This is a genomic window from Paraglaciecola sp., from assembly GCF_051252315.1.
In the GTDB taxonomy this organism is placed as follows: Bacteria; Pseudomonadota; Gammaproteobacteria; order Enterobacterales; family Alteromonadaceae; genus Paraglaciecola.
The window spans coordinates 1-14,691 of the sequence record NZ_JBPOFP010000112.1 but is presented as its reverse complement, the minus strand read 5'-3'; the positions used below and the strand labels follow the sequence as shown (position 1 = coordinate 14,691).

10 protein-coding genes and 2 tRNA genes are annotated in these 14,691 nt (G+C 40.1%); 3 read left to right on the top strand and 9 right to left on the bottom strand.

What is annotated here, in order from left to right; translation table 11 throughout:
- Nucleotides 1-1,126: 1,126 nt before the first annotated feature.
- The 3 genes from ACSHXM_RS17620 to ACSHXM_RS17610 are packed head-to-tail and all read left to right on the top strand — an operon-like array spanning nt 1,127 to nt 7,693.
- Entirely contained in the window at nt 1,127-5,671 is a 4,545-nt protein-coding gene (locus tag ACSHXM_RS17620; protein WP_435690917.1) for a hypothetical protein, read from the top strand.
- A gap of 14 nt (nt 5,672-5,685) precedes the next feature.
- Nucleotides 5,686-7,044: a hypothetical protein gene (locus ACSHXM_RS17615; protein WP_435690915.1), complete on the top strand. Its 1,359-nt coding sequence runs from the start codon at nt 5,686-5,688 to the stop codon at nt 7,042-7,044.
- A gap of 28 nt (nt 7,045-7,072) precedes the next feature.
- The gene (locus ACSHXM_RS17610) at nt 7,073-7,693 is read left to right on the top strand and encodes a hypothetical protein (RefSeq protein WP_435690913.1); all 621 of its coding nucleotides are present in this window, start codon (nt 7,073-7,075) and stop codon (nt 7,691-7,693) included.
- A 183-nt stretch (nt 7,694-7,876) separates the two neighbouring features.
- Here ACSHXM_RS17610 and ACSHXM_RS17605 read toward each other — a convergent pair whose 3' ends face one another.
- The 9 genes from ACSHXM_RS17605 to ACSHXM_RS17565 all read right to left on the bottom strand — a co-directional run bounded on the left by ACSHXM_RS17605 (nt 7,877) and on the right by ACSHXM_RS17565 (nt 14,691).
- Nucleotides 7,877-10,765: a DUF927 domain-containing protein gene (locus ACSHXM_RS17605; protein ID WP_435690911.1), complete on the bottom strand. Its 2,889-nt coding sequence runs from the start codon at nt 10,763-10,765 to the stop codon at nt 7,877-7,879.
- Nucleotides 10,762-11,061, bottom strand: coding sequence for a hypothetical protein (locus ACSHXM_RS17600; protein WP_435690909.1), 300 nt, complete (start codon nt 11,059-11,061; stop codon nt 10,762-10,764). The genes ACSHXM_RS17605 and ACSHXM_RS17600 overlap by 4 nt, the downstream gene beginning before the upstream one ends.
- Complete coding sequence (locus ACSHXM_RS17595; protein WP_435690907.1) at nt 11,055-11,279, bottom strand: helix-turn-helix transcriptional regulator; 225 nt, start codon at nt 11,277-11,279, stop codon at nt 11,055-11,057. The genes ACSHXM_RS17600 and ACSHXM_RS17595 overlap by 7 nt, the downstream gene beginning before the upstream one ends.
- A 151-nt stretch (nt 11,280-11,430) precedes the next feature.
- On the bottom strand, nt 11,431-12,234 hold the full coding sequence (locus tag ACSHXM_RS17590) for a hypothetical protein (protein WP_435690905.1): 804 nt from the start codon (nt 12,232-12,234) through the stop codon (nt 11,431-11,433).
- 92 nt (nt 12,235-12,326) lie between these two features.
- Nucleotides 12,327-12,536 (bottom strand): hypothetical protein, encoded by a 210-nt coding sequence (locus tag ACSHXM_RS17585; RefSeq protein WP_435690903.1) that lies wholly within the window; start codon nt 12,534-12,536, stop codon nt 12,327-12,329.
- 10 nt (nt 12,537-12,546) lie between these two features.
- Entirely contained in the window at nt 12,547-12,942 is a 396-nt protein-coding gene (locus tag ACSHXM_RS17580; protein WP_435690901.1) for a hypothetical protein, read from the bottom strand.
- An 83-nt stretch (nt 12,943-13,025) separates the two neighbouring features.
- A complete protein-coding gene (locus ACSHXM_RS17575) occupies nt 13,026-14,264 on the bottom strand; it encodes a tyrosine-type recombinase/integrase (RefSeq protein ID WP_435690899.1) in 1,239 nt (412 codons plus the stop codon).
- A gap of 215 nt (nt 14,265-14,479) precedes the next feature.
- A tRNA-Leu gene (locus ACSHXM_RS17570) sits at nt 14,480-14,566 on the bottom strand.
- Nucleotides 14,567-14,617: 51 nt separating this feature from the next.
- Nucleotides 14,618-14,691, bottom strand: a tRNA-Cys gene (locus ACSHXM_RS17565).

Below are 14,691 nucleotides of genomic sequence, written 5' to 3'. Positions count from 1 at the left end.
ACTCATAATAGATCTAAAAATGGTCAGCTAAGTTTAACTAGGCTCATTGTTAAAAATATAACCCCCTTAGTAAGACTTATAGCTGTTAAAAATATGCGGCAATTTACCCCGTGTTCCTTAAACCCTTCAAAGTACCTTAGGGAATTAGGCGTGGTACTTAGACAACATAACTCACTATTCAAATAAGTAATTGAAGCCATATCACTTATCAACAACATTCGACTCATTAATGGCTAGGTAAGTTAACTAATAATCTGTTGATTAGATCTATTATTTGTTAGCCCAAGGCCAAGGGCCGCAAGTGATTTTTTATAGTGGGGTCAGGGGTGCGCTATTAGCCCCGCTGTTTTAAAGTGCAAATAGTGCAACCAGTGCAAATTAACCAGTAATATTAAATAAAATCAAGCAGATACCAGTTTTCACTTTTGGTAAAAGGAATAATTAATAGTGCAAATATTTGCACTATTACAGTCTATTAAAATCAAAGTTATTTCTTTGATAGTGGTCGGCAATGTGCCAAAAGCCGACGTTCATATTTCAACGTTTAAACTGCAGTAAAGTGCGTAAAACGTTCCTTGGGCTTGCGAGTTGGAAAGTTTGGCGAGACATAGACATTCGTTTCTTAAACCTCAGAGGGTGTTCAAAAACCTTTGTTGGCCTAAGCTGCTAAATATTTAATAATCCATCCAAACTTTTAGAAACATTGAACACTCTGACAGTGTCTATGCATAATTTATACTACTAAATCGTTCTTTTGTGCTAAATAACTAGAGCGCGATGAAGTATTTTATTAATTGTTTAATCAACCCACATTGCTATACATATCAACGATAGAGCGAGTGTCACCATTCCATGTCAGTTTCTCTCCAACTCATAGTAACGTTAGAGCCAAACTGACACTAGCATTTGCAAAAAGTTTGCCCCTAATTATTTTCACATTTCTGAAAATTGGATACCCAATCATTGAAGTCATTTGATTTTCCTATGTTTTAGATTATTTCTTGAATTACCCAGCATGATGCCAAATATGTATAGAAATGACTTGGAAATAACTTGCATCACATTACCTAAATATTTAGTATAAAATTTAATCAACGTAGTACCAGTAACATAAAGGAAGATGTTTATGCGTATGCTCGTTCTTACTCTCGTAATGATACCTGTCATCGTTATTGCTCAAAATGGTAATTTGGAAGGATTGCCGGTAGAGCCTTGTAAAGATGCGAAACTTGATGTAATCAGCAATGTAACAACGGTAAAATCATGTACCGCTTTGCCAAACGCTAATGTTGCATACCAAATGCCAAACAACACAGCGGGTTTTTGTTATATAGTAAATATCGATGATTCAGATTTATCCTACGGAAAAGGTAATCAACCAAAGAAGCAGCTGTGTAAGGCCGAAAAGAATGACATGGATAATGACTGGCCCTCATCTGTACCAGAAGAAGCCGTCATACTCGTGGTCGATAATGATAAGGCGCCTAATCGTCACGGTACATATAATCTTTCTTACAGAAAAGAACAATCTATTTCTCCTCTAACATTTCGCTATAAGTCTCCAGATACCTTGCTTGCCTCAAGTAAAGGCGGCTCCGTCCGATTGCGTGAACAAGTCAGTGAAATCACTCCAGAGAAAATAAGTTTTAGCGTCGTAATTGACGAGTATGTCAATGATATTACTTTGGCTGAAGTGAAGGACAGTTCAGGAAGAATACATAATACTAGCCAATTTACAATTGCTAATGCTGTATCCTCAGAAAATGAGAATGTATTAACAATTTCGTCAGCAAACGGTTCATCTGCGATCCCTACAAATGCGTCCTACAGAATAGCATTTCGTGCCACCAAAGAAGTAACGTCGAAGGTTGGTTATATCGACGTTTATCTGATGCAAGCTTTTTCGGTTCGCGATATCGATTATCTGGCGGTTCTATTAGAATATGCATTGGCTTTAAAGCTATCCGCTGATGAGAGATACCTGACTTCTACTGTCAACTGTGATGTGAATTTTTCTTCTGCAGTAGTGTGCCCTGAGTATGCTGAGATTCGGACAGAATACCTCAAGGCATGCGAGCAGGTTCAACAATTCTTTAAGGCACCAACTAGAGGTTCATCTTCCCGACGAACCGATGCATGTGATGGTGCCGATCTTTCAAACTCAGGCGGAAAACTACTACTACAGCGAGACAAAATCGATAAAAATGAGCTCGCTACCATTGACTTACTCCAGGCCGATATCAAGTATCGTCTTGGCCTCCTTGACCGAGGATTGCCGTTTCTAGGCGGGTATCGTTCAATGTCGATGACGACACCGCACCAGGAACTTGTAAAGCTGCGCGCTCTAGAGCGCAGAATGTCAGATGCAATTGACAGGATTGAGCGTTTGCAGGAACGCTTCGCAAATTCCACATTCGAAGCTCAAGATGTCGATGTAGAAATTGCTTATATCGCGGGCCAGATTCAAGCAGAACAAATAAACTCAGAAATTTCAAGCTACCAAACTAGCGCACTTTCTTCCGATAGCCAATATTACCAGCAGCGAAAAGAACTACTGCAAAATCAGATTGACCAATACGCCAAAAAAATCGACGAATTGGCAGAAGCACAAGAAAACCTCAATAAAAGTGCCGTAGCGCTAATAGAATCTGGCATTGCCTCGGCTTCCGGTCTACCTGTAACGGACATAAAAGCTCTTGCTTCTGGTGATCTACAGACTTTCGCAGAGAGCTATGTAAAAGATCAAGTTCTTAGCGCAGCGGGAAGTTACGCGAAGGAGTTTGCGGAATCGAGCGAGCTGGTAGCTTCAATCGCCGAAACTATCGATGATGTTCAGAACACTATTGAGGAGGTCGAAGCGTACAAAAACGACTACGATCAAGTTAAAAAGGCAATTGATGGTGATAGTGAGGCCATAAAGGAGCTAGCAGCGAAGTATGGTAACGAGGATGTCAAAAAGATCATTACTGTCGGAGAAAAGCTCGAATCTGACATCAAGAGGACTGCAGAGTTTTCTAAGGTGCTGGGAAAAAAACGGGCGGACGACTTTCTTAGACTTGCTCTCAAAAATCGTAAAGTACGTAACGAAATCGATCGTTTAGTGAAAGATGTTATGCCAGTAGAGGCTGTTCTTGAAGATGCCTATGATCGAATTGCTCAAACAACTGATATCAAGACTCGACTGAGTAAGCTAAAGAAATATGAAGATATTGTTGATAAAGCCATCCATGATTTCGACGATCTAAATGAGAAAATCACTTCTGAGTTTACACGTGTTGATATGTATAAAAAAGAAATCGAAGACAAGCTCAGACAAGGGATACCGATTGAGAATCTTGCCTATCTTCAATCTACAGTAGAGGACGTTATCAAAGGCCTCGATGATGACAAAAAGAAAATAGATATTCTTCTCTCTTTCGACCAGCACTGGTTGATGTCGAGCCAGCCAGTCAAAGATTTAATAGCAATGGTAGAAAGCAGCGGCTATAAGCGTTCACAAAGGGACGCAATTATAAAACGCCTCAAGTATGAGTTCGGTGGCCTCGCTAATGAACCGCGCACTTCAAGGGAAGATCGAAATCTGATCAAGATAGAGGGAGGGCATATTTCCGTTGAAGGTGTCGGTACATTCTTGTCCGAAGGGCTTGTTAATCAATATTTCAAACAGAAAAACCTTGCCGTCGATGAAATCAATGCCTTCTTCGTCAACTTCAAAGAAACGACTGGGAAAGAACTTGAAAAAGAAGCCGTCGCACGTATTAAGTATGCTATCGATGGACCAAAGGAAGCTCTAAAAGATATCCAGTCTCGTTTATCAAGATCTGATAATGAGAAGTTATGGCGAAAAATAGAATCAGACAAAGAGATCTTCAAAGACTCAATTCAGGATGCTGGACGCCGTGAAGTTGCGAAAATGCTAGTTTCTAATGAGATGCTTGAGACGGCAGAGGTCCTACCTGAGCAAATTAGGACCGTAAAAACATTACAATCTGTTGAATCTTCAAGCGGTAGTCTTCCTAGCTCCAGTGACACGAACAATTATGCATCTCCCGGTGATACGGGTTTAAGTCCTGAAGCCAACCTTGCATTACAAACGGCACTAAACAGTGCGCTACCAGGCGCTGGTGTTGCTCTCAGTCTTGGTCAGACTTGGGCAAGTATGGATGCAAATAAGGACCTCATGGAGGACTATTCAGAACGCCTGACCGATACTATTGCGGAGCATGAACAAATAACCCGATCGATCACGGAGGCTGACAGAGGGGCAGCACTTGCAGATCTGGAGCGCAATCGTGCAGTGGCCTTGAGAAATGCCGCACGCACACAGCTTTCTGAGTTCAATGAGCAAATTAATAATAGAAGTAGTGATCTAGCAGAGATACGGCAGTTGTTATTTCTCTATCGTCCCTATTTCTTCTACCTTGCCGAGCTAATGCGTGAGCGCTTTAACGCGTTTGACCGATCACTTGCGCTTTGGAGTACCGGTGTCGGGCATGCCGGATACTTTAATGGAAGAATCACCGAAGATCCAAGGAATGTGAGGTTAGCGCTTGATAGTGAGATCCAGCTATTCACTTGGTTGAACCGCGATGGAGAAAGCACCAAAAGTAGTCCCTATTATTTGTTCAATCACTGGCAACAGTTAATTACGATGGCTGAAAACTACTGTGCAGACTACGGTTGTAAGCCCGGGGACGGTAAGCTAGGGAAGATAAGTTCAACCGTTCCCGTTAAGCTTTTTGCTGATTTGAAAGGCCGTGAAGCTAAGCAGGATTTTCGTCTTTGGAAAACAAAAAGCTCCCGAGACGGAACAATCGAAATGCTGCTTTCACTCACTCCTGAGCAGCGGCTGATACCGCAATCGGTTGTGAATGCGCGAATACTAGACATTAATATTGTGGCGATTGACAAGAAAGGGCGTACATTACCTGGCAATCGTGTTGATGTGCGCCATACCGGTTTCTCAAGAGTCGTTCTATTCGACAAAGACAAGCTGCAATACACGATGGTGGATGAGCAGCTTTTGCCCTCTAGCATGATGCCACCTAGTAACGAAGCTGTATTTGATATTAGAGCACTTAGAACTCGCTTCCAGACACAAAACGATATTACCGAATTGTTGGCACTACGTAACTTTGAGGGTTACGGTGTTATGGGTAATTATGTTTTAACCATCATGGATGGCCCTAGCATTGAAGAGGTAGATGATTTTGAGATTCAAATTAGCTACACATACCAACAACCATCTGACATTCGCTATGAACAAGACTTCATTGAATATCTGACTAAAGGAAAAGAGTGTGAACTCGAAGATCATAGCTATGATAAGAGTTCAGATGACGGAAAAGGCTACAGCTGCTATTTTGAAAGTGACATTACAATCAGTGCGCTAAAGTATGATCCTACTACTCGATCCTATATATGCCGCGATGCAATAGCTTCTTTCAATATTAAAAGTAAATATCTATACCCTTCCTTAAAACGTCTACAATCCCTCAAATGTGTAACTCCGAAGTCGACGACTACAACAATCGACCCGGTAGTGACCAGCACTGATTACGAATTTCTTGGCCGGACCAGGCAGTGCAGTGATAAAGAGCTTTTGACTATTGTGAGTCTCCCGGAAAATCAGCGTTCCAGCTACACATGTTTTGCTGAAAATAGCCAATAAAGGGGAGTCAGGAAATGAAATCTCAAAATACGTTCTTTAAAGCATTATTAGCCGTTTCCATTTTTCTACTATCAACATTCTCAAAGATGGGCCATGCCAATACTACATATTCCGGTACGGTCAATATTCTGCCAGGTAATGCTCAGTTCGTATCACTTTCTCCAGCGGTACTTGTGTATCCCGGTGAAACAGTTAAGTTTACTATGAGTGGCAGTGTTAACGTAAATCATCATCACTATGAAGTACGTCGATGTAAGTACTTCGGCCTAAAATGTTGGTATGAAAATAGAGCGCGCCCAAATCATCAGGATCACACTGCTTTTGAAATCGAAGTCTATCTTGTGGATAGCGCTGGTAACGTCGTTGGCAATCCACAAGTATTCAAGGGTAATAATCCCAATACATGGCAGATCACTTATAACAAAAGAATGAATCGTTTAGAAGCCGCATCTGTACACGCTTACGTCAAAAGTTATACTGGAGGTGGTATTCATCGTACGCCATGTTCACCGGGCCGACCTCGCTACTGCTCTTCTGGTGGCCTGCGAATGCAAACAGCTGAAATAATCAGTACAGAAAGGAAAAACGTTTTAAAAACTGAAATCAAAAATCAAGGAAAGTTGGAGAATATCAACTCGCTGATACCAGAACATTATCAACAACGTGTTGCACTAGACCCATTACTTCTTCATTCCAGTGGCGATCGTAAAGCCGTCCAAAAGTTTTTTGCGGACCAAATGAGTACCTGGGTTGAAAACGGGGCTGAAAGTGCCCAACAGCGTGTAATTGAAGTAATCAAGGGCTCTATAGCGCTGCATACGGATGCTTATCAAGTAACGCAACTTAACTCTGCACTAATGCAATCATATGCAAAACAAGGTCGCTACGAAAAAGTGCAACAGATGGTTGGCGACTCGCTCAAAACAGCCAAGAAAACCTGTGCTGATCCGAATAATGGGAATTGCACACTCGCTGCGGCGCAGACGATTGCTGACATATATGTCAATGGGGCCAACAGTTTCCTTGAAAATAGAGCCCGTATGAACGCAGGTGATATTCAGATAGCTGCTAATTATTATCGAGCAGGAATCATTCTTGTTGGAAAGGTTCTAGATCGTGTACTTAATATGAATAATTCTCAGCGGAAGGATGAAGTTAAAAATACGACAAAGCGTTTGGCAACGCTACTTGCAGAGATGGCGAGAGCGTTAATGATCGTGCGTACAAGATCGGACATCGAAAATGCAAAAACATCGCTTGATAACGCAACATGCTTAATGAGCATGATCAACGATGAACGTAGTTTCAAAAATGACTACAACACATGGCGAAAAAAGCTAAAAAGCCAATGTGTCGCCAAGATTTTTCAGTAAAACTAAATTTTCAAAGTAGGAGTATATTATGAATTTTATTACAAAGATGACATTAGCTTTTTTACCCATCTTTTTAGCCTTGGAAGCAGCTGCACACAAATGCGAACGGAATGCCCCTACCCTATGGGAACGCAGTGATGAATATAGTCGGGTTGTTACGCATCTCGGTAAGTTGTTTCAGTGTATAGATACTACTGATGTTAACGAGTATACTTTACGAGATAAAACTGCTTGCAATTGGTTTGTCGGTAAAGCTGTGACTGAAATATACGGCATCAATAGCTTCAAGAAGAAAAATGCAAATGAGTACTATCTGGCCAACGAGATCGCAAATAAACTAGCTAACAACGAGTTCGATGGCTGGACACATATTGGCAATGGCGACGACCAAGGTGTTCTAACACTAGCTGGAAATAAAGCGGAACTTGGAAAACCAGTTATTGCGGCGTGGCTTAACGGTGCAGGCCATGGCCATGTGAGTTTGGTTATGCCGGGCGGCCTGCAAACATCTAGTGGATGGGGCTTAGATGTTCCTAATTCAGCGAATATGCGCTTGAATAATATCAACTCATCTTACATTGGGTGCCAGCTCTCCTACGCATTCGGTTCAGATAAGAAATCTGACGTAGCTTTCTACACGGTAAACTAGACGCTTGGTCTGGCTTTACGCTATGCGGAATATTAGCCTCACATATGGGCGTGACCACAGGAGGGTTTGCGAACAGAAGCGCTGTGTTATTTGTAGATTCCGAAAGTTCACTTTTTGCTGTGAGCAGCACTTATTTACTAAAAAGCTTATGTTGGCTTCTGGCTAATTCCAATAAACCTAACTTCATTCGCCTTTAACCCCGCTGAAGCGGTCTATAACTGTAGTTAATGATGATGACTTAAACTTGTATACCTGTTGTGCTTTGCTTCCATACCCAGGTAATTTTTCTCTTGTACAAAGTCGGTTTCTTTGTAGTTCTGAATCCCTCAATATAAGTATACCTTCAGAGCGTAACAATCTAGCCACGCGCTTATGATCAAAGCCTTTACACAATTGAGTTTCAAAGGCTTGTTTAGTCACTAAATAAACATGCTCTGTTGTATTACCATCAACCATACTTTTAATTTCTTCGGTGATCCTAAAGCCCCATAATTCATTGCGGCTGGGTACATGTTCATCAATGGTTGTTGAGTTGTCACTATTCCTTTTGTCCCATCTCCTGAAGTACTTTTCACCAAACAATTCTATTTGTGAGGCAACATGCTTAAGGATCTGCATTTCTTCAATGTTCCCCGTACCGCCTCGTCTATTTAGCCAAGCTTTAAATTGATTCTTAGCAGCATTTCTACATTCGTCATCTTTCCAACCGGTAAGGCCAAATCTACCAGCCAATTCACCCGCTAAAGCTACTACAGCAAACTTTTCGGCTGCTCTACCTACTTGCCCGTTAGCATTTGGGCCTAAGGTTTCTTGTTTAAATTTACTAATACCGTCATGTAGAAAATCAGTAATAGCCTTTCTATCGCTCGTCACTAATTTGTTGATAAATTCTTGAAATGCTACACCATGATATTTATTGACAGCTTTTCTCAAATGGTCTGATAAATCAGCACCACCAGCAAAACCTTTACTGTCGTTAAATATGCCTAATTGCTTTCGTGTTTGTTCGTCTTCATGTGGGCTTGCGTAGACAGCAATAAAACGCATTTCCATACCGCCTGTTACACTCTTCCCTGTTTCGCCTAAATACTGCTCTAGAGTCTTCTCACCATTGGAAATAAAAGCCAGTTTCCAACTTAAAGAGGACTGCCCTTTATAATCAGAGCCAGAACGGTTTTTGCCTTTACCATTACCAAGCATATACACCACGTTATCAATAATACGGGGGTCGACTTGGTTTAATTCATCCAGTGCCAATAACATATCAGAATGAGTGGCGGCAATGCCTTCCAATGCGTTGTCTGTTGTTCTCCATGTTTTTCTATATTCGTTTGGGTTGCCATAGACAGAGCAAGCCACGTTAAGCAAAGTAGACTTACCCAATGAGCTATCCCCATAGAAGTGAAAGCCAATGTTTTCTGATAAGCCAAGCATCCCCACCAGTGGCCCACTAAATGCGATACACACAGCAAGAATAGCTAAGTCATTACCTGAACAATAAGTCGCTACATATTTTTGCCACTCTAAAACGCTACCAGATACCGACAATTTACAAGGTGCTACCGACTCACTATCAAACAATAAAGGGGTGTCTGTTTTGCCAATAGTCGAATCAGGTAATACAAAGGCATCTGAATGCCATCCCAGCTTAGAAACTAACCCAACTCTATTATCAGGTTCGCTTGCTTGGATATACTGCAATACTTTGCGGTTAGCGTCTCTTATAGCCTCAATCCGCAACCCTCTATCTAATAAGCCTTTACGAATGTCAGTCCCGTTATCTGTAGCAAATAACTTCATTGGAATATTCCACGTTTTTTCTTCACCGTCATAATCGTTAAAACTTACTAATACTCCCCAATTTAAGCCCGTTCCTGTTGCATCTAATGTTCTGGCTAGTATCTTTAATGGCGAACATATAGGCCTATAGACTTCATTGCCGTTTTCATCGGTGTTAATAAGCGCTTCAACGCCTTTGGGGCCTAACCTAAAACCTTTGGGTATTGTCGGGTCTATTGTGGCGGCTGAGGTAGTTGCAGCCTCTTGGATAAATAATTGTTTTCTATCTTTTAGTAACTTGATGTGATCAGAAGTCCAGCCTAATGCTAATGCGTCCGCAGCGTCCGCTTTATCAGGCCAGATAGCCTTATTACCAAAGCAAGGCCTTCCTTGTTCGTCGGTTTTGGGTATTCGCTCAAAGCCTGCCAAATCAATTAGCACTACTTTTTTACAGTAGTTGCCTTTTAATAAAGTGATTAATTGTGCCGCACATGACTGACCGGCTTTGTCGTTATCAGGCCAAATTAGTACCGTTCTATCTTTCAGCGGTGCAAAATCTGCCTTATTCTCTGCATTTGCACCGTTAAGCCACGTCATACATACAAAATTAGGAAATAACACTTTGGCAGCATCAGCGGCTTTTTCACCTTCACAAAGCACCACTACAGCATCAGGTTTTTTGGCAAGCTCATCTAAGCCGTATAAAGGCTTCTTAGTAAATGGGGAAATCCAGCGCCACTCTTTACGGCCTTCACTAGAAAGGCAATATGTCAGCGGTCTAAATTCCTTTTTAAGATCACCATTAACAATAGATTCAAACCTAAGAACCTTTAGCAATAACTCGCTTGATTGATTGCGGTATTCCCATACATGGCTAGGTTTGCCAAGTTTGTAATGCTCTTTAGGGCATTGAACCTCAACCGTCTTAGGTATTGGTGTAACAGCATCCCATTTAGGCTTTTTATTTGCTTTTTTGGCTGGTGGCTTGTGTTCATCAAGTCCACCAGTCCCTAAGTAATTGGACAACTCTTTGTAAGCAATTAATTGAGTTGTATTCATCACGTACGCTAGTAATGATGTAGCGTCAGTGCCCTTGTCATCAGTGGCAAAATCGCACCATATACCCGTAGCAACATTTATCTTAAAAGATCCAGCAGTGCTATCGGCTCTAATGGGATTAAGTACGGTATATTCATTACCGTCATACTTCCCCCCAGGTAAATACCTATCTAAAATATTAGCCATTTGTGGCAAGGCCAGTGCTGCAAGACCTTTAAAATCAGGTTTACTCATATATTCCCCACCATATCTGTTTTTAGGTTGCAGCGAGGACAAACAAAAATAGAACTGTGAGGCCATTTATTAGAAATGTTATGTATGGTGTGTTCTCTTCTAACAAAAATAGTATTTTGAGTATTAGGGCCTGTATAAATTTGTTCTGGCTCAAAACCACAATTTAGCGTTGTTATATCATTTGGTTTAAATTCAAAAACAACTCTTAAGGGCTTTCCAAGGCTATCAGATTGAATAATTCTATTAGCGCTACTCATACCGTTAACAACTAAGTAGGCATGGTTAGGTTTTAGCATTTATCATTCCCCCTTGATAAAGCTATCCGGTTTTGCTTCCATTGGTTAATCTCAGACAAAAGCCAGCCTGAAGCACGAGCGCCAAGGCTTATTGGTTGAGGGAATTCATTTTGTTTTATTAGTTTATAAATAGTGCTTTTCTTTAAGCCTACTTCTTTTTCAACACCTGTAATACGCAAAATAGGATCTGAATTTGTACTGAAGTTTTGAGCGTTCATTAGCTTCTCCGTTAGTGTATAGACACCGATTGCGTCTATTAACGAGAAGGTTATTTATTATCTAATTTTTGTGTAAGTTGGGATTTTTGAAATTAAAATTGAAAATCATATTTAACTTAAATTATTCAAGAGGATGCTCACAAAAAAACATTTAAAGTTTTGGGGGCCAAGGGGCAATTCTCTTTAAGTCTGGATCTGAAAACTCCTGTAAATGGGGGTAAAAAATAAGGCAAAGTACTCTTACAGCTTCCTGTTGGGCCTCTCCTGTCTTATCACCAAAGTAATTTGTCATAGTTTGGGCAAAGTGCGCCCTATTTGAATCTTTATCATTTGGTTTTTTCAAAATGACAGGTGTTTGACCGATTCGGGCCAATACTTGCTGCTCTTCAGCTTGACTCAACTCTTTTAAAACTGTTTTAACTGTTACGCCTGAAAAACAATTCGAATATATGTCGTCTTCAACAGCTTTAGTGATAGCAACTCCATGACTTTGCAAATTGCTGATTATTGAGTTAGCTAAATTTGCCATTTTTAACACAAGTGCATGTTCAAAGGGCGAGTCAGCCACAAGTTCCTGAAGTTTTTCACTAGTGGCGGAAATCCTATTTTTAAATTTCTGCCTTTCATCGCGGGGCATCAGTTCGGTTTTATATTTTTTGCTACTTAGTCCTTTCACCATAGCTCCAACCAAAGAATACATGCTCAACTTATTTACAAAATTGAATTCACACCAAAATGTTTTAGCATTAAGATCATTATGGTTACAAAATCTCTCTTGTATTTGCCTAACAGCAAAATGATCTGGATGTGATTGCATTTTTCGTAAAATATCATTGCAATACTTGTCATTCGGTAGGTCATAGTCTCCTAGTTGAAGATTCCAAGCTTTAATTTGAAAATCTAAATTATCTATAAACTTCAGTGGTATCCATTTTGGATAACTATGTTTAGACATACCGTACCCCTACGGAACCCAAATAAAGTAACTTAGCCAGAACAATTGGGGATTGTCTTTTCGGGGGCTACCCTAGACTAAGTTAGTAAAACTTAAGCCGCTTCGGCTTCTTTATGGTTAATCCCCGATTCCATTAATGTAACGGCTTGTTCGCAAAAACTAGATGCGCCATATAAAGTGGAAAAATGCTCAATCGAGTAACGAATATTTGAACACTTACGAATTAATAATAATATTTGAAAGGCTTGGTTAAACTTAATACAAGCGTCCGTTATATCGCTATTTACTTTAAATTGATTCATGGTTTTATTTCTAGGCTGCTTTATCATCTTGATAATTTATTGCTTCTTCCATTAGCAAAACAGACAAGCGAGTTAATTCAGTAACACCATATAATGCTTGCACGTAGTTAGACGGAAACCTTTCTGCATTTTCAAGCTTGTCTAAATCATGAACGTAGTCGATTAAATCTTGGTCAAATTTTAATAGCTTTTTATACGCATAAAAAACGTTACTAATAGGTACGTTTTTGTAGATTTTTGAATTTAACTCTTTTAATAAGTCGTAAGCATTAGGACTAGCACCGATAACAAGCGAATCTATAAAAACGTCATTTACAGATCGTTTTAAAATCTCCAATATTTTGTACGCCTCATTAAACTTTCCAAAAGTATTTTCTATTTCTTGATTTACTTTAAATTGATTCATTATTTGTTCTCTATTTAGCGATTTTATTAATTAAAGAGTTATTACAAAAAATCTTAATAACTTCCCGCGAATATTTAATTTAATTACGCACGTTTATTAAAAATGGGGGTAACTGTAGCGCCAGAACGAAGAGTAGTAAGGTAATCACCCCACCACTGCATCATTTCTCTTCGTTCTTCTAAATATCTTGCGTGATGGGTGTAAGCAGCTCTAACGCCATTTCTCTCCATGTGTGCAAGTTGCCTTTCAATGGCATCTGGATTAAAACCAGTTTCATTCAAAATAGATGATGCTGTTGCTCTAAAGCCATGTGGATTAGCTTTACTTTTTCCTTTGGTTTCACCATCGTAGCCCAACCTAAATATTGCCATTCGCATTGTATTATCTGACATTTGTTTAAATCGGTTTCTTTCAGAAGGGAATAAGAACTCAAAACGTCCACTTATTGGTTCAAGTAACTTAATAGTATCGATAGCTTGCTCAGATAATGGAACAATATGTTCTGTATTCATTTTCATTCGTTCAGCAGGTATTCGCCATAGCTTTTCATCTAGGTCAAATTCTTCCCACTTTGCTCCGAGTAATTCCCCAGGTCTAACGAATGAATAGATAAGTAAATCTATAGCAAGTTTAGTGAGTAAACGCCCCTGTCCTGTGTAACCGTCCAAGTCTTTTAGAAATATTGGTAATTCTTCTCTTGGTAGTGAAGCTCTATGTTCAGGTTTTCGTTGCGTTAGTATGCCGGTAAGATCACTAGCAGGATTGGTAAGCAATAATCCTGACTGAACAGCAAAACGGCATACTCGTCTAATATCTTGTAAAACTCGTTGAGCGACATCTAGCGCCCCTCTACTTTCAACCAATTGAACTACTGTAATAATTTCTTGAGGTGTTATCTCATTAATTGGCTTAGTTCCAAGTTTGGAAATAGCATTGTCATTCAACCTAGTCCAAACTCTATCGGCATGCCCTTCCTTCCATTTCCCTTTTTGTTTTTGCCACCAATCAAAAGCAATTTTGGAAAACAACATTTCCTCGTCTACTTTACTGACTTGCTTCTGTTGTTTCTTATGAGTACTTGGATCAATATTATTTTTCAGTAAAAGACGAGCATCAGTAACAATATTACGGGCTTCTTTAAGAGATACTTCTGGATAAACACCAACGGCCAAGGTTTTTTGCTTTCCTTGAAAGCGATACTTCAAACGCCAATATTTAGAACCATTGCTCTTAACTAATAGACGTAACCCTTTTTCATCAGAAAGCCATAAGTCTTTATCTAATGGAACAGTTTGTTTAATTCTAATATCGGTAAGTGACATATGGTGCTACATAATCCAGTTATTCGAATTGGTGCTACCAAACAACGCTTTTAATGGTGCTATCAATTCAAATTAAATTAAGGTAGCACCAGTTATAGCACCACATTAGTCAGGATGACAATAGACGTAGATAGACCGTTTTAGACTTGAAGGCCACGTTTTGACTGTTGTGTAGATATATAATGGATGTTATTGGATTGTACTGAATCTTGAAATGGTGCCCGGGGCCGGACTTGAACCGGCACGTCCTTACGAACGAGGGATTTTAAATCCCTTGTGTCTACCAATTTCACCACCCGGGCATCGGGGGGATACTTGTTAATAATAACAAGCTGGTATTGCTAAAGCGTATATGGAGGCGGAACCCGGAGTCGAACCGAGATCCACGGATTTGCAATCCGCTGCATAGCCATTCTGCCATTCCGCC